Origin of the sequence: Pseudovibrio sp. JE062 (genome assembly GCF_000156235.1) — a bacterium.
GTDB lineage: Bacteria > Pseudomonadota > Alphaproteobacteria > Rhizobiales > Stappiaceae > Pseudovibrio.
Window position 1 is genome coordinate 250,232 of sequence record NZ_DS996812.1, and the last position, 20,180, is coordinate 270,411.

General features: G+C 52.0%; 20 protein-coding genes. 9 read left to right on the forward strand and 11 right to left on the reverse strand.

What is annotated here, in order from left to right; translation table 11 throughout:
• Positions 1 to 11: 11 nt before the first annotated feature.
• Both PJE062_RS19955 and rpsU read right to left on the reverse strand, forming a co-directional pair.
• Positions 12 to 857, reverse strand: a complete 846-nt coding sequence (locus PJE062_RS19955; protein ID WP_208982407.1) for a tetratricopeptide repeat protein — start codon at positions 855 to 857, stop codon at positions 12 to 14.
• A 210-nt stretch (positions 858 to 1,067) separates the two neighbouring features.
• Complete coding sequence (rpsU, locus tag PJE062_RS19960; RefSeq protein WP_235861627.1) at positions 1,068 to 1,316, reverse strand: 30S ribosomal protein S21; 249 nt, start codon at positions 1,314 to 1,316, stop codon at positions 1,068 to 1,070.
• Positions 1,317 to 2,003: 687 nt separating this feature from the next.
• Between rpsU and PJE062_RS19965 the strand changes: the two genes are divergently transcribed.
• On the forward strand, positions 2,004 to 2,759 hold the full coding sequence (locus tag PJE062_RS19965; protein ID WP_008551266.1) for a class II glutamine amidotransferase: 756 nt from the start codon (positions 2,004 to 2,006) through the stop codon (positions 2,757 to 2,759).
• 184 nt (positions 2,760 to 2,943) lie between these two features.
• The gene (locus PJE062_RS19970; protein ID WP_008551396.1) at positions 2,944 to 4,344 is read left to right on the forward strand and encodes an MATE family efflux transporter; all 1,401 of its coding nucleotides are present in this window, start codon (positions 2,944 to 2,946) and stop codon (positions 4,342 to 4,344) included.
• A gap of 71 nt (positions 4,345 to 4,415) precedes the next feature.
• Here the strand turns inward: PJE062_RS19970 and PJE062_RS19975 are convergent, their stop codons facing one another.
• The 3 genes from PJE062_RS19975 to PJE062_RS19985 form a co-directional block, all read right to left on the reverse strand.
• Positions 4,416 to 5,504 (reverse strand): 5-(carboxyamino)imidazole ribonucleotide synthase, encoded by a 1,089-nt coding sequence (locus PJE062_RS19975; protein ID WP_008551702.1) that lies wholly within the window; start codon positions 5,502 to 5,504, stop codon positions 4,416 to 4,418.
• 84 nt (positions 5,505 to 5,588) lie between these two features.
• Positions 5,589 to 6,092: a 5-(carboxyamino)imidazole ribonucleotide mutase gene (purE, locus tag PJE062_RS19980; RefSeq protein ID WP_008551529.1), complete on the reverse strand. Its 504-nt coding sequence runs from the start codon at positions 6,090 to 6,092 to the stop codon at positions 5,589 to 5,591.
• Positions 6,093 to 6,215: 123 nt separating this feature from the next.
• Positions 6,216 to 6,428 carry a YdcH family protein gene (locus PJE062_RS19985; protein ID WP_008551464.1) on the reverse strand — a complete coding sequence of 71 codons (213 nt, stop codon included), beginning with the start codon at positions 6,426 to 6,428 and terminating at the stop codon, positions 6,216 to 6,218.
• Positions 6,429 to 6,827: 399 nt separating this feature from the next.
• Here PJE062_RS19985 and PJE062_RS26165 point away from each other — a divergent pair, with 399 nt between their 5' ends.
• Entirely contained in the window at positions 6,828 to 6,998 is a 171-nt protein-coding gene (locus PJE062_RS26165) for a YdcH family protein (protein ID WP_008551400.1), read from the forward strand.
• Positions 6,999 to 7,059: 61 nt separating this feature from the next.
• On the opposite strand, the gene PJE062_RS19990 is transcribed toward PJE062_RS26165, so the two are convergent.
• On the reverse strand, positions 7,060 to 8,706 hold the full coding sequence (locus PJE062_RS19990) for an acyl-CoA synthetase (RefSeq protein ID WP_008551588.1): 1,647 nt from the start codon (positions 8,704 to 8,706) through the stop codon (positions 7,060 to 7,062).
• A gap of 469 nt (positions 8,707 to 9,175) precedes the next feature.
• On the opposite strand from PJE062_RS19990, the gene PJE062_RS19995 reads away from it, so the two are divergent.
• Positions 9,176 to 9,748, forward strand: coding sequence for a hypothetical protein (locus PJE062_RS19995; RefSeq protein ID WP_037037760.1), 573 nt, complete (start codon positions 9,176 to 9,178; stop codon positions 9,746 to 9,748).
• Here the strand turns inward: PJE062_RS19995 and PJE062_RS20000 are convergent.
• Both PJE062_RS20000 and PJE062_RS20005 read right to left on the reverse strand, forming a co-directional pair.
• Positions 9,731 to 10,495 carry a sulfite exporter TauE/SafE family protein gene (locus tag PJE062_RS20000; protein WP_008551490.1) on the reverse strand — a complete coding sequence of 255 codons (765 nt, stop codon included), beginning with the start codon at positions 10,493 to 10,495 and terminating at the stop codon, positions 9,731 to 9,733. The two genes, PJE062_RS19995 and PJE062_RS20000, sit on opposite strands and share 18 nt — an antisense overlap.
• 79 nt (positions 10,496 to 10,574) lie before the next feature.
• Positions 10,575 to 11,333 carry a sulfite exporter TauE/SafE family protein gene (locus PJE062_RS20005; protein WP_008551587.1) on the reverse strand — a complete coding sequence of 253 codons (759 nt, stop codon included), beginning with the start codon at positions 11,331 to 11,333 and terminating at the stop codon, positions 10,575 to 10,577.
• A 202-nt stretch (positions 11,334 to 11,535) separates the two neighbouring features.
• Between PJE062_RS20005 and PJE062_RS20010 the strand changes: the two genes are divergently transcribed.
• Positions 11,536 to 13,449, forward strand: coding sequence for a propionyl-CoA synthetase (locus PJE062_RS20010; RefSeq protein WP_008551726.1), 1,914 nt, complete (start codon positions 11,536 to 11,538; stop codon positions 13,447 to 13,449).
• A gap of 102 nt (positions 13,450 to 13,551) precedes the next feature.
• Positions 13,552 to 14,343, forward strand: coding sequence for an SDR family NAD(P)-dependent oxidoreductase (locus PJE062_RS20015; protein ID WP_008551498.1), 792 nt, complete (start codon positions 13,552 to 13,554; stop codon positions 14,341 to 14,343).
• 55 nt (positions 14,344 to 14,398) lie between these two features.
• Here PJE062_RS20015 and PJE062_RS20020 read toward each other — a convergent pair whose 3' ends face one another.
• Positions 14,399 to 16,201 carry an ABC transporter transmembrane domain-containing protein gene (locus PJE062_RS20020; RefSeq protein ID WP_208982409.1) on the reverse strand — a complete coding sequence of 601 codons (1,803 nt, stop codon included), beginning with the start codon at positions 16,199 to 16,201 and terminating at the stop codon, positions 14,399 to 14,401.
• Positions 16,202 to 16,463: 262 nt separating this feature from the next.
• Here PJE062_RS20020 and rpmE point away from each other — a divergent pair, with 262 nt between their 5' ends.
• Entirely contained in the window at positions 16,464 to 16,688 is a 225-nt protein-coding gene (gene rpmE, locus PJE062_RS20025; RefSeq protein WP_008551475.1) for a 50S ribosomal protein L31, read from the forward strand.
• Positions 16,689 to 16,793: 105 nt separating this feature from the next.
• Here the strand turns inward: rpmE and PJE062_RS20030 are convergent, their stop codons facing one another.
• Positions 16,794 to 17,318 (reverse strand): DUF1465 family protein, encoded by a 525-nt coding sequence (locus tag PJE062_RS20030; RefSeq protein WP_008551548.1) that lies wholly within the window; start codon positions 17,316 to 17,318, stop codon positions 16,794 to 16,796.
• A 442-nt stretch (positions 17,319 to 17,760) separates the two neighbouring features.
• The gene (locus PJE062_RS20035; RefSeq protein WP_008551714.1) at positions 17,761 to 17,955 is read right to left on the reverse strand and encodes a DUF1192 domain-containing protein; all 195 of its coding nucleotides are present in this window, start codon (positions 17,953 to 17,955) and stop codon (positions 17,761 to 17,763) included.
• 163 nt (positions 17,956 to 18,118) lie between these two features.
• Between PJE062_RS20035 and PJE062_RS20040 the strand changes: the two genes are divergently transcribed.
• A complete protein-coding gene (locus tag PJE062_RS20040; protein ID WP_008551297.1) occupies positions 18,119 to 19,126 on the forward strand; it encodes an NAD(P)H-quinone oxidoreductase in 1,008 nt (335 codons plus the stop codon).
• Between the two features lie 289 nt (positions 19,127 to 19,415).
• Entirely contained in the window at positions 19,416 to 20,135 is a 720-nt protein-coding gene (locus PJE062_RS20045; protein WP_008551584.1) for a DUF1013 domain-containing protein, read from the forward strand.
• Positions 20,136 to 20,180: the final 45 nt, after the last annotated feature.

The window sequence follows — 20,180 nt, forward strand, 5'->3', positions numbered from 1 at the left end:
GTATGCAGCGCTTAGGCTTGCGGTACGCCAGAGGATACTGCCAGACGCTTGGCGCCTTCTTTCGCGATCTGGTTTGTCGAGGAAAGCTGCAATGCTCTGGTATAGGACTGACGTGCCTCAGTGATCTGGCCCAAAGCTTCTTCAGCGCGACCGCGGTTTGCCCATGCTGAAGCGGATTTTCCGTTCAGCGCGATTGCAGCGTTGAAGTCTTTCAAAGCGGATTTTGCATCACCGAGTGAAAGATAGGTTACACCGCGTGCGATCAGTGGTGAGTAAGCGCGTGAGTTCAGGCCGACTGCAGACGAGAAGTCATTCAGCGCGGCTTCTTGCAGGCCCTGCGCCTGATAGATGAGGCCGCGGTTGTGGTAGGCCTGTGCGTCACCAGCGTTCAGACGGATAACTTCGTTGTAGTCACGTAGGGCTGCCGTGTTCTGGCCGATGGAGCGGTACGTGTTGCCGCGTCCGTTGAGGGCCTTCACATAGTCTGGCTTGATGGACAGAGCTGCGCTGTAATCCTGAATAGCTTGGGAGGTGTTGCCTTTACGGCGTTCCACCAGTGCGCGGTTCGCATAAGCTTGATAGGAGTTAGGTCGCAGCTGCAGGGACTTGTTGAAGTCCTCAGTTGCCTGATCAAGGCGTCCTGCTTTTGCATAAGCGATGCCGCGCTTGTTGTAAGCGTCTGCATCGGTTGGGTTTGCGTCAACAACAGCGCTCAGACTATCAATGTTGGAGGAAGAGCCAACAGCTTTGTCGATAGGTACATTCTGATAAACAAGGCCGGAAGAGTTGGATTGGCACGCTGCAACGCCAAGCGCGAGCAGACACGCGCAGATGCCTTTAGCCAGTTTATTGTTCACGAGAATGTGCCCCATTCTTAAAGAGTCCTTGCAATGACACGGTAGCCTACACTTTAGTGTGGCAAAAAAAGGTCGAATGAACCAGCAGAAACAACAAACGGACCAACCGGCTTACCGGTTAGTCCGTTCTGAATTCAAGTTCCAAGACGGTCACAGGCTGTGTCAAACATTGTTGAACCTTAGCTGTGCGATGCCCCGGATATCGCCGAATTAACGACGGCCTTTGCCGAGCAGCAGGCCTTCACGCTGTGCGCGCTTACGTGCCAGCTTACGGGTGCGGCGGATAGCTTCAGCCTTTTCGCGAGCCTTCTTTTCAGATGGCTTTTCGTAGTGGCCACGAAGCTTCATTTCACGGAAGATGCCTTCACGCTGCATCTTTTTCTTAAGCGCTTTCAGCGCCTGATCGACGTTATTATCGCGAACGAGAACCTGCACGCGTTTATCCTTACCTTCGAGCATTCCGGATAAGATATCCAGAACGACATAAATGAAATGATTGATAGCGATGCTTAGCGCATATGCACGGGTCACAAGGACTTCGTCGCCGCTGATGCGTCGCTTCTTGACGGGGTAACTAGCAGACTGAGTGTGGGCTGTCTACCTCCTTACTTGAGAATCTATGTTAATTTATAGATGGGATAAGGGGGAATACCTCTTCCAGAGCAAGGCAATCGCAGCAGCAGTCGCACGTTTTCTTCAAGTTGGCGTATCGGTGGGTTCTTGCTTAAAGTAAAAGATAAGTAAAAATAGCTTTCAAAATCCATTATAACTTCATGGCTAAACTCTGATGCGCATAATGCAATCTTTGGTTGTGTATGGTTGAATCTCTCTTTTGGTGTCGAAAAAAGTCACAGGAGCTTTTCTGAACGGTGGAAATCGAGGTGGAGTTTTGAGTGGAATTTGCTTCAAACGCCGTTCGTCGTATTTGGAAATAGAGGATGAGTCGAGCGGGACATTTTGCTTCTGGCATGCTCACTTTAGATTCTCAGAAGGGTCACTGAGAAAACTCGTTACTCTAGTTATAGGGAAGGGGTTTATACGTGCAGGTGGATCATGCATAATCTAAAGACCTCATTTGGGTAATCGATCAGAAGAAAGAATAAAGTAATGTGCCGCTGGCTTGCGTACCGTGGAGCTCCCATTTTTATGGAAGAGCTGATTTCAATGCCCAACCACTCTCTGATTGCGCAGAGCCTGCATTGTGCGGAAGCCAAGGTGAACACCAATGGTGATGGTTTCGGAATTGGCTGGTATGGTCATAAACCTGAGCCGGGCCTTTATCGTGACACACAGCCAGCGTGGGGTGATGAGAATCTGCTGAGCATCACCAAGCAGCTGAAGTCCTCATTGTTCTTTGCGCATGTGCGCGCGTCTACTGGTACAGCAACCTCCCGATCCAACTGTCATCCGTTTGCCGTTGGCAAGTGGATGTTCATGCATAACGGACAGATCGGGGGGTATGACGACATCCGCCGGCAGATCGAAGGCATGATCAACGATGACTTTTATCGTTTTCGTCAAGGCACAACGGACAGTGAGGCTCTGTTTCTTGCGATGATGAGCCATGGTCTGGATGTTGATCCTGTGGGGGCTGTGCAACAGGTCCTGACGAAAACGCTTGAGATTATGCGTTGCAATGATGTCATTGCTCCATTGCGTGTAGCGATGGCCTTGACTGATGGCGAGCGTCTTTATGCGGTGCGTTGCTCCAGTGATAAGATCGTGCCAAGTCTCTATTATCGTTTGCATAACAGTAACTTGAGTGTCGTGTCTGAGCCTTTGGAAAAGGGCGGGCAAGGTTGGTACGAAGTGCCTTGCGGTCACATCATGATCTATGGCGGTGATAATGCGCCTTGCTTTATTCCTCTGGACATTCCCGAAGAGTTTTGCAAAGTAGCGTAATCGACTTTTTCACTAGCGGAATTGCTTAGGCAGGGAAGCGCTGGGAAATTGTCGGTCTGTTTCTATTATAGGAAGTTTCCTCCCAGCGAGGTGATGCGGTCAATTGCGGGTCGTGATCTCGTTTATGTTCTTGAGAGGCTCAAGTTCTGGAGGGGCTCCATGCCCTTTTCTTCAGGAGCTTATGATGACGCGGGTTGAAAGCACCAGCGTTGCCAAACCCACAGCCATGTCTGCATGGTGGGGGGAGTCCAATGCAACGCTTATTTTGGGATTGCCGTTGATCGGTGCGCAGCTGGCGCAGATGGCAATCAACGCCACCGATGCATTGATGATCGGTTGGCTTGGCGCAACAGAACTGGCCGCATCCGTGTTGGCCTTGCAGCTCTTCTTTCTGATCTGGCTGGCTGGACTTGGATTTGTTCAGGCCGTTATGCCATTGGCATCCAGAGCAGAAGGGAAAGGCGATATACGCAATGTGCGTCGTGCTTCGCGCATGGGGCTTTGGATCTCGCTGATCTACACGACCTTTGCGATGGTCGTGCTATGGAACGGCGAAAGTGTTCTGCTGGCGCTGGGACAGGATCCTGAGGTTTCTGCCATTGCTGCGGATTATCTGCGCATTGTGCAGTGGTCTATGTATCCGTCTCTTTTCGTGGCGGCTCTGCGTAGCTTCCTGACCAGTATTGAGCGCTCGCAGATCGTGTTGTGGGCGACTGTGGTGAGTGCAATCGTCAACGCTCTGCTCGATTACGTGCTGATCTTTGGTTACTTCGGGTTCCCTAAACTGGGGATTCTGGGGGCAGGTATTGCTTCTGTTGTGACCGCTTTGGCGTCCTGCGTGATCCTAGTGGCCTATGTGTTCTGGGAAGAGAAGTCCCGCAAGTACGAAGTGTTTGTGCGTTTCTGGCGTGCTGACTGGCCTGCGTTCTTTGAGATCCTTCGCCTTGGCTGGCCGATTTCCCTGATGCTGGTGGCTGAAGTTGGCTTGTTTGCTGCAGCAGCGCTGATGATGGGGTGGATTGGTACCCTGGAGCTGGCAGCGCACGGTATTGCGGTACAGCTTTCTGGTATCGCCTTCATGATCCCGCTTGGCTTTGCCAATGCTGCCGTTGTGCGTGTCGGTATCGCGTCTGGCCGTGGTGATGCAGATGGCATCACCCGTGCTGGCTGGGTGGCTTTGATCTGGTCTATTGTGATCGGCCTGCTCGGTGCGGTTCTGTTTGTCGCGATCCCGGATACGCTGATTTCGTTCTATCTGGACAGCAGCAATCCTGATGCAGCTGATGTGATCCGCCTTGGTGTGCCACTGGTGTTTATCGCTGCCGTTTATATGGTGGTTGATGGCATACAGGTGGTGGCTGGTGGTGTGCTGCGCGGCCTTTCCGACACGCGCATACCGATGGTGATTGCGGTGATTGGCTACTGGATTATCGGTGTGCCGCTCTCTTACGTCATGGCCTTTACGTTCAACTGGGGGCCGGAAGGGATCTGGGTTGGATTGGCGAGTGGTCTCTTTATCACCGGCATCCTGTTGTTGATCCGGTTCCAAAAGCGAGATCAGCTTGGTCTGGTGAGGCTGGGATAAGCTTTAAGATAAAAGAAAAGCCCCGAAGATGGATTGGTCTTCGGGGCTTTTTTGTTGGATGTCGTTGCTGACTATGACTTCGGAGAGAGGCGGTTGATGTGACCCATCTTGCGGCCTTCGCGTGTCTCTGCTTTGCCGTAAAGTGTCAGACGTGCATTGGGTTCCAGCAATGCGGCTTCCCACGTGTTCACGTCATCGCCGATCAGGTTTTCCATAATGACGTTGTGTGCACGGGTTGGAGTGCCTAGTGGCCAGCCTGCGACAGCGCGTACGTGTTGTTCAAATTGAGAAACTGGACAAGCGTCTTCGGTCCAGTGGCCGGAGTTGTGAACGCGAGGTGCGATCTCGTTGACCTTGAGTTCTGTCTTGTCACCGTCCTTCACCACGAAAAGCTCCACGCCCATCACGCCGACGTAATTCAGAGCAACTGCAATGCGGGTTGCCATGTCGATGGCTTCCTGCGCTGTTGCTTTGGGAATGTCTGCCGGGACACTGGAAGTCTTCAGGATGTGGTTCTTGTGGTAGTTGTCTGCCGGGTCGTAGCATTTCACGGTGCCGTCGACTCCGCGAGCGACGATGATGGAGACTTCCTTTTCGAACGGAACGATGCCTTCCAGAATAGCTGGTTGGTTGCCGAGCTTATCCATTGCGCCTTCGATGTCCTGAGGCGTACGGATCATGATCTGGCCTTTGCCATCATATCCAAACCGACGTGTTTTCAGGACGCCTTGGCCGCCCAGTTCCATGAGGGCTGCTTCCAGCTCTGCCTGATTGTCGACCTTGATGAAAGGGGCGACCTGTGTAGCAGCTTCTTCTGAGAGGAAGGTCTTCTCTTCGAGACGGTCCTGCGAAACTTTCAGTGCGAGTGGGCCTGGGCGGACCGGCACGAACTGTTCCAGAATGCGGGCAGTTTCGCCTGGTACGTTCTCGAACTCATATGTGACGACAGAAACGCTCTTTGCGAACTGTGTAAGTTCCTGTTCGTCTTCGTAGGCTGCAACGGTCTTTTCTGCGGAGACCTCAAAGGCCGGGCTGTTTTCATCCGGGCAATAGATATGGCACTTCAGGCCCATCCTGCTGGCAGCTTGAGCGATCATGCGACCAAGCTGACCTCCACCCAGAATACCAATCGTGTCACCAGGACATAGTGTGGAACCCATTTCGAAAACTTTCCAGAGTTAGGGGCCAGATGTTAGGGCAGTTAAAACAAATGAGGCGCCTGCAAATGGGCGCCTCTGAAACTCTTACTCTTCCGGATTGACTGGCTTTTCAGCGACAGCCTGGCTTTGCTTTTCGCGCCAGTCATCCAGATTGGCGGCGATCTCCGGATTGTTGAGCGCCAAAACGGCTGCTGCCATGAGTGCTGCGTTGACTGCACCGGCGCGGCCAATGGCCAATGTGCCAACCGGAATGCCTGCTGGCATCTGTACGATAGAGAGCAAGCTGTCCTGACCTTTCAGGGCGCGCGACTCAATCGGAACACCGAAGACTGGCAATGGAGTCATGGATGCCGCCATTCCTGGCAGGTGAGCTGCTCCACCGGCGCCAGCGATGACAACCTTGAAGCCATTCTCTTTTGCGGTTTTGGAGAATTCTACCAGACGGTCCGGAGTGCGGTGCGCGGAGACGATGCGAGCATCATAGGAAACTCCCAGTGCTTCTAGCGTGTCTGCGGCGTTTTTCATGGTTGGCCAATCGGATTGGCTTCCCATGATGATGGCGACTTCTGGCTGATCTGTGCGGTTCATAAAACGGGCACCCTCTGAGCGGCTGGGAAGAAAGCGCGGATTATAGAAATACCACGGCGTGTTTCAACCCAATTACTACAAGAAATGCCAATAATATACGAAGGTTAGAGCTCTGCCTCTAATTTAGGCAATAATGTCAGGTAAGAGCTGGGTTTCCAGTACCTGAATCTTATCTCTTAGCATGAGTTTTTTCTTTTTCAGGCGTTGCAGCTGAAGGACATCTGACCGTCCTGTTTCGATGAGTGCTTCAATGGAGTGATCCAGATCCCGATGTTCCTGCCTCAGCTCCGCCAGTTCGGAGCGAATGCTATCCTGATCAAGGTTGTCTTCCGTCATCGTTTTGTCCTCACATGACACGTATCGGTCTGTGTGCAACTCTACCCATCAGTGAATAAAATCTGGTGGGGCGCGTTGTCGCAACTCACCGCTCTGTAACAGTATACCGAATGTGTCGGCGCGATGAACATGAGTCTGACGATTTTTACAGGAAGTCGTGTCGCATGACGAATTTACGTAGCGTATGTATAGGGTTGAATACTTAGTGAGCTTCCCTTTTTGCTGGTGGTGGCAATCACTGAAATTTACTGGGTCATTTATAAGTTCCCTAAGTTTTTCATGAATTAACGATCTCGCGTTGTAGAGGCCGAAAAAAAACAGCTAATCATCGTTCGACAACTCATGAAAATGGTGCCATCATCCTCCTGTAACAGAGACAATGTAGGAGGATTAAAACCTATGTCCATCCGTGAGCATTTGACTGAGCTGGAACGCCGCCATGCTACTCTTGAGAAGGAGCTGGAAAGCGCCAAGCATCATCCATCAATGGATGAACTAGAGATTGGCAATCTCAAAAGGCAAAAGTTGAAGCTTAAGGATGAAATCTCGCGATTACGAGTGACGGGTTAGCTTCCTCTTCCAGAATTATCAGAGAATGCGCCGCTTTTAGCGGCGCATTTTTTGTTTGTGCTCAAGCCAGCGCTTTGGCTTGTTCCCGCAATACGAACTTCTGGATTTTGCCGGTAGACGTTTTTGGCAGATCGGTGAAGACAACTGTCCTTGGCGATTTGAAGCTGGCCAGGTGCTCTTTACAGTAGGCGACGATATCTGTTTCGGTCACGCTACTGTTTTCTTTCAGTTCAACAAACGCACAGGGTGTTTCGCCCCATTTATCATCCGGCCGAGCAACCACAGCTGCTGCGGAGATCTGGGGGTGTTTGTAAAGCACTTCCTCGATCTCGATGGATGAGATGTTCTCACCTCCTGAGATGATGATGTCTTTGGAGCGGTCTTTGAGCTGGACGTAACCATCCTCATGCTGAACGCCGAGGTCTCCTGAATGGAACCAGCCACCTGCAAATGCCTCTTGCGTTGCGGATGGATTTTTCAGGTAGCCCTTCATAACCACATTGCCTTTGAACATAACCTCACCGATGGTTTCTCCATCAGCTGGGACTGGCTGCATGGTTTTAGGATCCAGCACCGCGAGATCCTGAAGAGCGACGTAGTTGACGCCTTGCCTTGCTTTGAGGGCGACTTGTTCTGAGGTTGGTAGTTCATCCCAGTGTTCATGCCATTCATTCACGACTGCGGGCCCGTAGACTTCGGTCAGGCCATACAGGTGCGTGACGTTGAAGCCTTCCTCGGCCATTGCTGCGAGCACGGCCTCTGGTGGTGGCGCTGCTGCGGTAAAGAACTCGACTTCATGGGTGAATTTACGCTTCTGATCTTCTGGCGTGTTGAGTAGCGTGGACATGACGATTGGGGCGCCACATAGGTGCGTAACCTTTTCGTCTGCCAATGCGTTCCAAATCGGGCCTTGCCGGACTTGGCGGAGGCATACATGGGTTCCCGCAACAAGAGACAGCGACCATGGAAAACACCAGCCATTGCAGTGGAACATTGGGAGCGTCCAGAGATAGACAGGCTTTTTGCCCATGGCAGCTGTGATGATGTTTGCCTGCGCTAGAAGATAAGCACCGCGGTGATGATAAACGACGCCTTTCGGGTTGCCGGTCGTGCCAGAAGTGTAGTTGAGCGTGATGGCATCCCATTCATCTTTTGGGAGTTGCCACTGGAAATCTGTTGACCCGCTCGCGATCAGCTCTTCGTACTCCAGCTCTCCGATCACTGGTGCTGATTGAGGGAACTCTTTGTCGTCATAGAGCACAACGGTTGGCTTGACGGTTGCCAGCTCCAGAGCTTCGCTCATGACCTTTGAGAACTCGCGGTCAACAATAACCAGCTTGCTTTCTGCGTGATCCAGCTGGAATGCGATGATTGCTGCGTCCAGTCTGGTGTTGAGCGCGTGCAGCACTGCTCCGGCCATTGGCACACCGTAATGGGCTTCGAGCATGGGTGGCGTGTTGGTCAGCATTACTGACACGCAATCATTCTTCCCTATGCCGCGCTGAGACAGAGCGCTGGCAAGGCGGATGGAGCGTTCGTAAAACTCTCTGTAAGACCGGCGGATGCTGCCGTGGATGATTGCTGTGTGAGTTGGGAAAACTTTTGCAGCCCTTTCCAAAAAACTTAGTGGGCTGAGTGGTGTGTAGTTAGCGTCCGTTTTTGGGAGGTCTTTGTCGAAATACGATGTGTTTAATGGATGGTTTTTCATGAAATCCCCCAGGCATTCAAATTCCCGCACAAGGGAACAGGAAGATCCCTTGAAGTGATAATGAACTTTCCCAAGATGGTTACTGGCTCTGGTGAAGAGCTAGGAATTAAGAGTGTTACATATTTTGATATATCTGAGTATAGGCAGAGCGGGTAGCCCAGATGACCTAGATGTTAGTCTGATGGTGTTCTTGTCCTTAGACTTTCATCTATAAGTATTTTCTGGGTGTTTTGTGGAATGGTGTCGATATATTCGGTAAAATTGTATGCGCTGGTTGCAATAGTGTCGTTAACTTAACGGAAAAGGTGAAATCTTGTTGCCTTTTGGGGCAAGAAGAAAGCTCGCGACAATTTGCAACACCCCAGAAGTCTTCCCCGTTTGCCTTTCGATTTGTAATGTAGACCTGTCTGATAAAAGAATAAATTGCGATCCGTTTTCGGACGGTGAGCGATGAACAAGCAGGGCTCATATGACCGTAACGACACCAAATCGACAGGGGAAGATCGCCATATTCTTTGGCGTGGTTTTCTGCGCGATTACCGTGGTTCTTACGGGGTACATTTTCATGCTTGGGCCACACAGATCGCAGGATGCCCAGTGGTTTGTGCTGCTGGTGGCGTTCCCTGTTCTCATTCAGCTCTATCTCAACCGAGCCGTCATTCTCAATCACTTCCGCACCCATTGGTATCTTTGGGCTGTGTCTACTGCAGTGTGTCTGGTGCTTGGGCTGCAACTCAACTTCGCGCAGCTTAACTCGTCGAGTAGCATGGCAGATCAGTTGCGCACCTACTTTTTCTCGTGGGTAGAGGGTCAGCCTCCGAGCTCTGAGTTTGCGGGTGATCCGTCAGACACTTACAATGCAAAACAGGTTCGGTATCGCATCGTTTCTCCTGCTCGTGGCGATTTGGATCTCACGGATCCTTCCAGCTACTTTCACGAGAGAGTGCCTTGGAAAACCATGCCGGATGCGACCTTTGAGATGGATGGACCGATTGCGGCTATCCGGAGCGTGCTTTACCACGGCCTAGGTGAGCGCGACTAAACCGTCTGCAATCAGCTTCAGCGCTACGATGAAGACACCGAAATAGGTGATCTTATAGAACAGCTGTGGGCTGATAACCTTTGCGATTTTCACTCCCAGATACATGCTTATTGGTGCCAGAGGCAGAAGCACGGCTGAGACCGTGAGGTTGGTGGCGTCGAACTCACCCAACATTGTGTAGGGGATGAGCTTTATTGCGTTGATGACCGCAAAGAAGATGACTGCCGTGCCCGCGAACAGGATAGTTGGCAGTTTGAGGGGCAGGGCATAGATCTGGAATGGTGGGCCGCCAGCGTGGGAAACGAAGCTGGTGAAGCCGGCGATCGTACCCCAGAAAATACCCTTCGCCTTACTGGGTTTTGGGGCCTCTTTCTCCGCCTTGTCACCGATCCAGTACTTCATAACGAACGCCAGTGCTATGCCTCCAATCAGGAGTCTGATGATTGCCTCGCTGAAGTAAGCTGCTGTTGCCCATCCGATTGCAACGCCCAGGATGCCTGCGGGAATGGTGAGCTTGAGCACGGTGGTGTCGTAGGTTCTGCGATAAGCGTAGAGGCCCACCACATCCATCGCTACGAGAAGAGGAAGCAGGATTGCTGCTGCCTGAATAGGTGGGATGATCAGGCTGAGCATTGGTACGCCGAGGATTGCCACACCTCCGCCGAAGCCACCCTTTGAGATGCCCACGATGATGAGGGCGGGGATAGCGACAAGGTAAAACAGCGGATTGATGAGGATATCCTGCAACTGTAATGATCCTTTGTAAGAGGCACCTACAGTCTTTCTAAGAGAAAAGCAGATCTCTCAAAATTGAGAATTCTTTGCGTCACAGACCGCTGGCACCATCCCAGATCAGTTTCAGGGCGATGATGAACAAGCCTGCATAAGTGATTTTGTAAAACAGCTCTTTGTCGATGTGCCTGACGATCTTAATGCCTGCGATTGTTGCCAGAGGTGCTAATGGCAGCAAAATCAGCGAGGTGGAGATGTTCTTGGCATCAAACTGTCCAAGTGCGAAGTAGGGCAGAACCTTTGAAAAATTGACTGTGGCGAAGAAAATGACGGCGGTTCCTGCCATGACGGGCGGAGCCAGTCGCAGAGGCAGGACGTACATCTGAAACGGTGCGCCGCCAGCGTGCGCAATAAAGCTGGTTATGCCGGAGATCGTTCCCCAAATGCCGCCCAGGATGACATTGTGTGGTTTGGGCGCTTTGTTGGCTTTGTTGTTGAACCAGTAGTCCAACACGAAGATGAGTGCGATGACGCCAGTGACCAGCCGGATCAGTGTTTCGGAAATGTATGCTGCAGTGAAGTATCCGATCAGGGTGCCCAGGAGACCTGCCGGGATAAGAATAAGAAGTGTTTTGCGACAATAGATTGCACGGTAGGAGAATAATCCGACAGCATCCATGACCAGCAGGATGGGAAGGAGAATTCCTGCAGCTTGCACAGGTGGAATAGCAAGGGACATCATCGGCACACCCACGAGTGCAAGGCCTCCGCCGAATCCTCCTTTTGCCATGCCAACAATGAAAACAGCAGGTATTGCACAGAGGTAGAAGAAGGGATCGGTAATAGGCAGCATGAGTTACCACCCGCTATGATGCGGGCAAGTCCTTTTTTTATAAGAGGAAACTAAGAAATAGGTGGGTTGAAACTATGGGGTCATCTTTAGTTATAAGCCGATTTTCTAATATAGCAAAACTTGCCTTTGGGTCATTCAAGGCTCAGTCTTAGCCGAACCTGTGGACAGGTACTATGCAGGGGTGCATGGGAGGAGAGCAGCTATGACGAGCCGATACCACGACGTTTACAATGGATGGAAAGAAAACAAAGAAGCCTTCTGGGACGAAGCGGCTAAGGGCATTGATTGGTTCTCGCCCTATACAAAGACTTTTGATGCTTCGCAGGGCACCTATGGACGATGGTTTGTGGGTGGTGAGTGCAACACTTGCTACAACTGCGTTGACCGTCACGTAGAACATGGCCGTCCGGGACAGCCAGCAATCATTTACGACAGTGCAGTTACCGGTGAGAAGCGGACCTACACCTATCTTGAAGTGCAAGAGCAAGTGGGCGCTATGGCGGCTTTGCTGCGTGAGAAGGGTGTTGAGAAAGGCACGATGGTGCTGATCTACATGCCGATGATCCCGCAAGCGATGTTTGCCATGTTGGCGTGCGCACGCCTTGGCGCGATCCACTCCGTAGTGTTTGGCGGCTTTGCTGCGCAGGAGCTGGCGGTTCGTATTGAGGATTGTAAGCCTAAGGCGATCATCAGTGCTTCCTGCGGTATCGAGCCGGGCCGAGTGGTAGAATATAAACCGCTGCTCGACAAGGCAATTGAACTGTCCTCTCACAAACCAGATTTCTGCTTCATTCAGCAACGCGAGCAGCTTATCGCTCCACTGAATGAAGGACGTGATTATGATCTTGGCGTGCTGATGGAAGGCGCGGTGGCTGAAAAGATGACCACCGAGTGTGTTCCGGTTGCTGCGACAGATCCTCTTTATGTGCTTTACACTTCTGGAACCACCGGCCAGCCGAAGGGCGTGGTGCGTGACAACGGTGGTCACATGGTAGCGCTTAAGTGGTCCATGGAGAACCTTTACGGCATTGATCCGGGTGAGGTGTTTTGGGCGGCTTCTGATGTGGGCTGGGTCGTTGGGCACTCCTACATCGTTTATGCGCCGCTGCTTCATGGTGCTGCGACGGTTCTTTATGAAGGTAAGCCTGTTGGAACACCGGACGCTGGTGCGTTTTGGCGTGTGATTTCTGAACACTCTGTGGTGTCTCTGTTTACTGCGCCGACTGCGTTCCGTGCGATTAAGAAGGAAGATCCGGAAGGGACTGAGCTTGCCAAGTACAGCATTGCTGGGCTTCGTTCGCTGTTCCTTGCTGGTGAACGTGCTGATCCAGATACGATTTTATGGGCTGAGAACCTGCTGGGCGTGCCGGTGATTGACCATTGGTGGCAGACTGAAACCGGCTGGTGTATCGCGGGTAACCCACTTGGCCTTGGTAAACTGCCAATTAAGCTGGGCAGCTCCACCGTACCTATGCCAGGATATGACATGCGCGTGCTGGATGATGAAGGCAATGAGCTTGGTGTAGGCGAGCTGGGCAACATTGTTGTGAAGCTGCCAATGCCTCCCGGGGCGTTGCCGACACTATGGAATGCAGATGACCGCTTCAAAGATGCGTATCTTTCTGAGTTTCCAGGTTACTACAAAACGGCAGATGCAGGTTTGATGGATGATGATGGGTATCTCTTCATCATGGCCCGAACTGATGACATCATCAACGTTGCTGGGCACCGCCTGTCTACGGGTGGTATGGAAGAGGTTCTTTCTGAACATCCGGATGTAGCTGAATGTGCGGTGATTGGCATTGCGGACAACCTCAAAGGGCAACTGCCGTGTGGATTTGTTGTGCTGAAGAGCGGTGTCGAAAAGCCAACTGACATAATTGAAAAAGAGCTCATTGCTCTGGTCCGTGAAAAGGTTGGTCCTGTTGCTGCGTTTAAGTTGGCGATCACTGTTGAGCGCTTGCCGAAGACCCGTTCTGGCAAGATCCTTCGTGCAACTATGCGCAAGATTGCCGATGGTGAAGAGTTCAAAATGCCAGCAACCATTGATGACCCTGCAATTCTTGACGAGATTGCAGAAGCGATCTCTGTTCGTGGGGTGGCATCAGTCAGCTAAATTCAGAGGAGCTAAGGAGTTTTACTGGAGAAGTGCATCGACATGGCTGGCCTTAGAGATTAAGGTCGGCGAAATTTCGGCATTGCCAGAGGTATCTTCAAAGTGAAACTAGAGAAGAAAGTTGCGATTGTAACCGGTGGCGCTCAAGGCATCGGTTACGCTATTGCGCAGCGATTTTTGCAAGACGGCGCCAAAGTCATGCTCTCCGACTCGGATGAGCGTGCCGGGGAGGCAGCTCAGGAAGCTCTCTCCGAATTTGGGCACGTGGCGTTCTGCCATTGCGATGTCAGCGTTCGTCTTGATGTCCGCAACATGGTTGCGAACACTCTGGATGAGTTCGGCGACGTTGATGTGCTGGTCAACAATGCCGGCATTACAGCTGGCGGTGATTTTCTGGAACTTTCCGAGGAAGATTTTGATCGGGTGCTGCGCGTCAACCTGAAGGGTGCGTTCCTGTGCTCTCAGGCTGTTGCGCGTCATATGGTTGAGAAGGTTGAAGACGGTGGTTCTGCAGGTTCCATCATTAACATTAGCTCCGTCAACAGTGTGCTCGCTATTCCTGATCAGGTGCCTTACACGATCTCCAAAGGTGGTTTGAACCAGTTGACGCACGTTTCTGCTGTTGCGCTGGCGAAGTACGGCATTCGCGTGAATGGCATTGGTCCGGGCTCTATCGAGACCGAGATGCTTAAGAGCGTTGTTCAGGATGCGAGTAAGATGGAAACCGTGCTTTCTCGCACCCCGCTTGGTCGTCTGGGGCAGCCTGCAGAAGTAGCAAGCATTGCTGCTTTCCTTGCTTCTGATGATGCGAGCTATGTTTCCGGTCAGACTATCTATGCTGATGGTGCGCGCATGCCGCTGAACTATACGGTAGATGTGAGCGAGCCTGAGTAAGCCTTGCTGATTGCATTAAAAAAGCCGCGCTCTGAGTAGCGCGGCTTTTTTCGTTTTAACTGGCTTTTTCCTGCGCGTTCAGTGCTTCAGCACCGATTTCAAACTGCATTCTGGCGAGTTTGGCATACAGGCCTTTTTGAGCAACCAGTGTATCGTGCGTGCCTTCTTCGACGATCTTGCCACCATCCATCACTACGATGCGATCTGCTTTCAGCACGGTTGCAAGGCGGTGGGCGATGATCAGTGTCGTCCGGCCTTCCATAAGCTTGTCGAGGGCTTTTTGAACGATGGTCTCGCTCTCTGCATCCAATGCGCTGGTGGCTTCGTCGAGAAGCAGGACCGGGGCGTCTTTCAGGATTGCACGGGCAATGGCAATGCGCTGACGCTGCCCCCCTGAAAGGGTGACACCGCGCTCGCCAATGAGAGTGTCGTACCCGTCTTTCATGGTCGTGATGAAATCATCTGCCAGTGCAAACTTGGCAGCTTCGATGATCTGCTCGCGAGAGGCGCTTTCCTTGCCGAATGCAATGTTCTCAGCAATGGAGCTGCCGAAGATTGCTGTGTCCTGAGGGACCAGTGCGATGTGCTCGCGCAGGTCGCGTGGATCAGCTGCATCCAATTCGGTGCCATCCAGTGTGATTTTGCCTGAGACCGGATCGTAATAACGCATCAGGAGCTGGAACAAGGTGGACTTGCCTGCACCGCTTGGGCCAACGATAGCAACTGTCTCACCCTTCTTGACGGAAAGGTTTAAGCCTTCCAACACGCCTGCTTCCTTAGCTGTCGGGTAATGGAAGGCGACGTTGTTGAACTCCAGTTCGCCAATTGCAGGAGATGGTAGCGCGACTGGGTTGGCTGGTGCGTTGATATCTGAAGGGACATGCAGCAATCCGGTGATGCGATCTGCTGCACCGGCTGCTTTTGCCAGTTCGCCCCAGACCTGAGAGAGCTCGCTCATGGCGCCTGCTGCGATGATGGAATAGATGAGGAACTGGGTGAGCTGACCGCCAGACATGCGGCCATCGATGACGTCCAGTGCTCCGACCCACAGCACTGCGATGATGCTGGAGGAGATAATGAGAATGATGGTTCCGATCAGGAAGGCACGTGCACGCGTGGCGACGAGGGCGGCTTCGTAGGTAGTTTCGATATCGGCTTCAAACCGGTCAGATACGCTCTTCTCGTTGGTGAAGGCCTGAAGGGTGCGGATGGAGCCAAGTGCCTCTGTGGCGTACGCGATGGCGTTTGCGAGGGTGCTTTGTGCATGGCTGGTTCTGTTGCGTACAGCGCGGCCAAAGCCGAGGAGTGGTAACACGATCAGCGGAATAGCCAGCAGCACGAATAAGGAGAGGCGCGGGCTGGTGATGACCATCAAGGTGGTGGAGCCAGCAAACATCAGCAGGTGTCGCAGAGCAATGGAAGCGCTTGCGCCAAAGGCAGACTGAATGAGTGTGGTATCTGCTGTCAGACGTGAGATGATCTCACCGGACTTGGTTTTGTCGTAGAATGAGGGGGATAAATAGGTGAGATGGCGGAATACATCCGAGCGTAAGTCTGCAACGACTCGCTCGCCGATCATCATCACCATGTAGTAGCGCAGCGAGCTGGTGAGTGCGAGCAGGGCGATTACAAAGATGATCACGAGGAAATAATCGTCGATCAGATTTGGATTATCACCGGTGAAGCCATAATCAACCATATAGCGGACTGCAATGGGCAGGACCAAGGTAAGACCAGCAGCAGCCAGCAAAGCAAAAGTTGCCAGAACCAAGCGGGCCTTATGCCTTAAAAGATAAGGGAAAAGCGTTGCGAGTGGACGCAAGGTCTTTTCCCGATTGTTTGAGTCCCGCTGGCTCATGCCACCCCCGGATATCTGCGAAATCATCTAAGTTTATCTTATGATGCAGTAGATGTGTCCCGATAGTTTTAATTGCAAGCGCTTTCTCTGGATTTCTGCGGGCTGTACCCTCTTGTTTCCTCGGTTTGGATGGGTTATAGACCCCTTCACGATTATGCCGTGCTTGTGTGAGCGCGGCTTCTTTCTACCGATGCTTCAGGCCAGCCCAAAGCCCATCTTAGGATCGAGGCGGCCCGGCCGTTGCTGACAGGACAGTTTAGTCATGAAACAGGACATTCATCCAGATTACCACACCATCACTGTAAAGCTCGTTGATGGTTCCGAATTCACCACCCGTTCTACTTACGGTAAAGAAGGTGACACCCTGCAGCTCGACATCGATCCGAGCTCCCACCCAGCATGGACTGGTGGTGACCGTCAGCTCATGGACCGTGGTGGTCGCGTGTCCCGCTTCACCAACAAGTTTGGTGGCTTCCTGGGCAAATAATTGCTCTGAAGTTTGCGAAATTAAAAACCCGAAGCGTTTGCTTCGGGTTTTTTTGTGCGCGTTTGAGGAGTGCGCAGGGTTGCTGGCGGAGTTGGCCAACAAAGATTACTTGAAAGCGGCTGAGATTTGAGAGAGCTGGTCGCCGACCGGATTGGAACTGTTTGCTGCCTGCTCACGGAGCATCTCTTCCTTGAGCATGTTGTCGACGTGCTTGATGCGCCTTTGTAGCTTGAAGGATGTTTCGATCAGGCCGCGAAGTTGCTCTGGCAGGTCGTTCCAGGCGGGGTTCTGCATTTCTTTGGTTGCGTTGTCGACGCGGATCTTGTTCTTTTCGCTCTGGGCTTCAGCCTGAACAATCTCACCATCATTTACGGCGCGCTGCAGGAGGAGCCAGGAGGCGAGCTGCATCAGGCGAGTGGTGAGGCGCATGGACTCTGTGGCGTAGGCGAGGGAGGCGGCTGGACCGAGAGCTTTGCTCTGCTTTCTGCCTGGGCCATCCAGGTAAGAGGCTGTCTCTTCAATCAGTCCCATGCCTTCACGAAAAAGCTCCGTGAAGTTTTGAGATGTCATGAGGCGCTGTGCAAAGTTGAAGGTATTCTCCGGTCCTGTTTCAGTTCTGAATTCACCCATCTTAAAACCCCTCAATTAATGCGTTGCGTCTCTCTTGCCATCGTCCTTTGCATTCCCAGTCTGAAACAATTACGGCTCGAAAATTGAAGTGAGCCTTTTGAAAAGAATAAAACTGTCTCGAAATGGAGCAAGAGATCTTACTTCAATCTGAACGGAGCAAAGCCCGTGCCAACTCATGGTTGTGAATTGAGTGGTTAAGCCGGGTTTGGGTGTTGAACCGGCAGAAAAAAAGAGCCGCATCGGTGCGGCTCTGAGGTGTTTTAACAGGGAGGCGTCAAGCAGAGTGAACGTTCACTCTGGATCCAGATCAACTGGAATAACTAAGTTCTAATTTAAAATGGTTAACGATACGTAAATTGTAAGTATCCAATTTATATATTTGCGAATTGTAGCTTGCATTTATATGATTTTAGCCAAGTTGTTTGTTTTAAATGTTGTTTGATTACTTGAAGAAGCTTTCTGCGGATGCGTTGATTTCTGACTTTGTTTTGATCTCATTCTCGACGCGTTTGATCTCTTCCTTAAGTTGTTCAAGTCGCTCATTTAATTCGTGGATTGAAAGGTTGCTGAGCGGCTCTCCCACAACAATGCCAGAGGTTGTGGAGCGCGGTGTTTCGTCATCATCAAAAATTCCCATAGCGCTATGAACTCCTTATGTTGACCCTGAGCGCTGCTCCATTCCCAAAAATGAAGAAAACACCTTTGGTGGGGTAGACGGGCTCTTGTTGGGAACTATTCTTCACTTAATTGAGAAAGTGAGCAAGCGGCAGTTTTGGCGAGTGCGGAGAGTGGGGCAGCAGATGACAGTAGGGGGACATCCAGAAATGATGAAAGCCGTGGTGATGAACGGTGTTGGGGGCTCGGAAGTCCTTGAAATTGCAGAGGTTGAGGTTCCGAAGCCTGGTATTGGTGAGGTTCTGATCAAGGTTCATGCTGCTGGCGTCAATCGGCCGGATGTCATTCAGCGCAAAGGGGCATATCCGCCTCCTCCGGGTGCTTCGCCTCTACTCGGATTGGAAGTCTCCGGTGAAATTGTTGAGCTAGGAGAAGGGGTTGCCTCTCATAAAGTTGGTGAGCGTGTGTGCGCGCTGACACCGGGAGGGGGATATGCGGAGTATTGTGTGGCGCCTGCTGCGCATGTTCTGCATGTGCCGGCTGGGATGTCCATGGAAGAAGCGGCTGGCGTTCCTGAAACCTTCTTCACCGTGTGGTCGAATGTGTTTGATAGGCTGGGATTGCAGTCCGGGGAGAAGTTCCTCGTTCATGGTGGCTCATCCGGTATCGGAACGACCGCTATTCAGCTGGCAAAGGCCTTTGGGGCTGAGGTGTTCACCACTGTCGGCTCTGAGGAGAAGGCACAGGCCGTTCGGGAGCTTGGGGCGGACTATGTCATCAACTACCGGACAACCGACTTTGTAAAAGAGATCGGCAACATCACCAGCAAACAAGGTGTTGAGGTGATCCTTGATATGGTTGGTGGCGATTACGTGGAGAAGAATTGGATCGTGGCCGCCATTGAAGGGCGGATCTGCCAGATTGCGACGCTGCATGGGCCTTCGGAAAATGTCAACTTTAGCCGATTAATGATGAAGCGGCTGACACATACCGGTTCTACGCTTCGACCGCGGACCAACGAGTACAAAGGGCATATTGCTGAGGCTCTGCATGAGAAGGTCTGGCCGCTGCTGGAAAGTGCGAGGGTGAAGGTGGTTATGGATAAGGTCTTTGATATCAGCGATGTAAGGGCTGCCCATGACAGGATGGAAGGATCCAACCACATTGGAAAGATCATCCTGAAAGTTGCTTAGAGCATTCTGCCTGCATTCGCATTCACTCTTTATGCTCTAGCATGAGTTTGGGGAGCGAGTTCGGATCGTTTGACCCTGTTTAATCAGAGGGAATGCGCTTCAGGGAAAGTGCATAGGTGCCGCTTCAATTCGCACAGGTTTCCTAAAGAAGCTGGCGGCAAGTGTTGATCTGGTTTGCTTTTGGGGAAATGTGGGCGTATAGTGCGCTCAAGTTTCCCCAAAAACTCTTATGGAATTCGGCTTCGCCACCTTTGATTAGGCTGTGGAGCACACAGGAGGGATTTATACAATGTCCAACGCACCGCTTATGCCAAAGGCAACAGCCGTATGGTTGGTAGACAACACCGCTCTGGGCTTCGATCAGATTGCTGCGTTTTGTAAGCTGCATCCGTTGGAAGTGAAGGCGATCGCTGATGGTGAAGCTGCACAGGGCATCAAGGGTATGGACCCTGTTCTGACTGGCCAGCTGACCCGCGAAGAGATTGAAAAAGCTCAGAATAACCCGAGCTACCGCATGCAGGTGCAGGAGTCCAAGGTGCGCGTTCCTGAGAACAAGCGCAAGGGCCCTCGTTACACCCCGGTTTCTCGTCGTCAGGATCGTCCAAACGCAATTCTGTGGCTGGTTCGTTACCATCCTGAGCTGCTGGATGCGCAGATCATGCGTCTTGTTGGTACCACCAAGCCAACCATTGAAGCGATCCGCACCAGAACTCACTGGAACTCTGCGAACCTTGAGCCGATGGATCCGGTAACTCTGGGCCTGTGTTCCCAGATTGAGCTGGACATCGAAGTTGAGAAAGCTGCGAAGAACGCTCCTAAGCCTATGGAAGGTGAAGAGCCGCAGACCCTTATGCCTGTTGACGAAACAACAAGCGAAGACGCGATTGCAGCTGCGTTTGCGACCCCAGCACCGAAGACCCGTGAAGAAGAAGAGGAAGTGGATGCAGATGCTGTGTTCGCGAACTTCAAATCCATGGGTGAAGGTGATGAGGACGAAGACGAGCGCTAAGAACGCCATTAGAGCGAGTTCTTATCATTTGATTGAACCCAATCA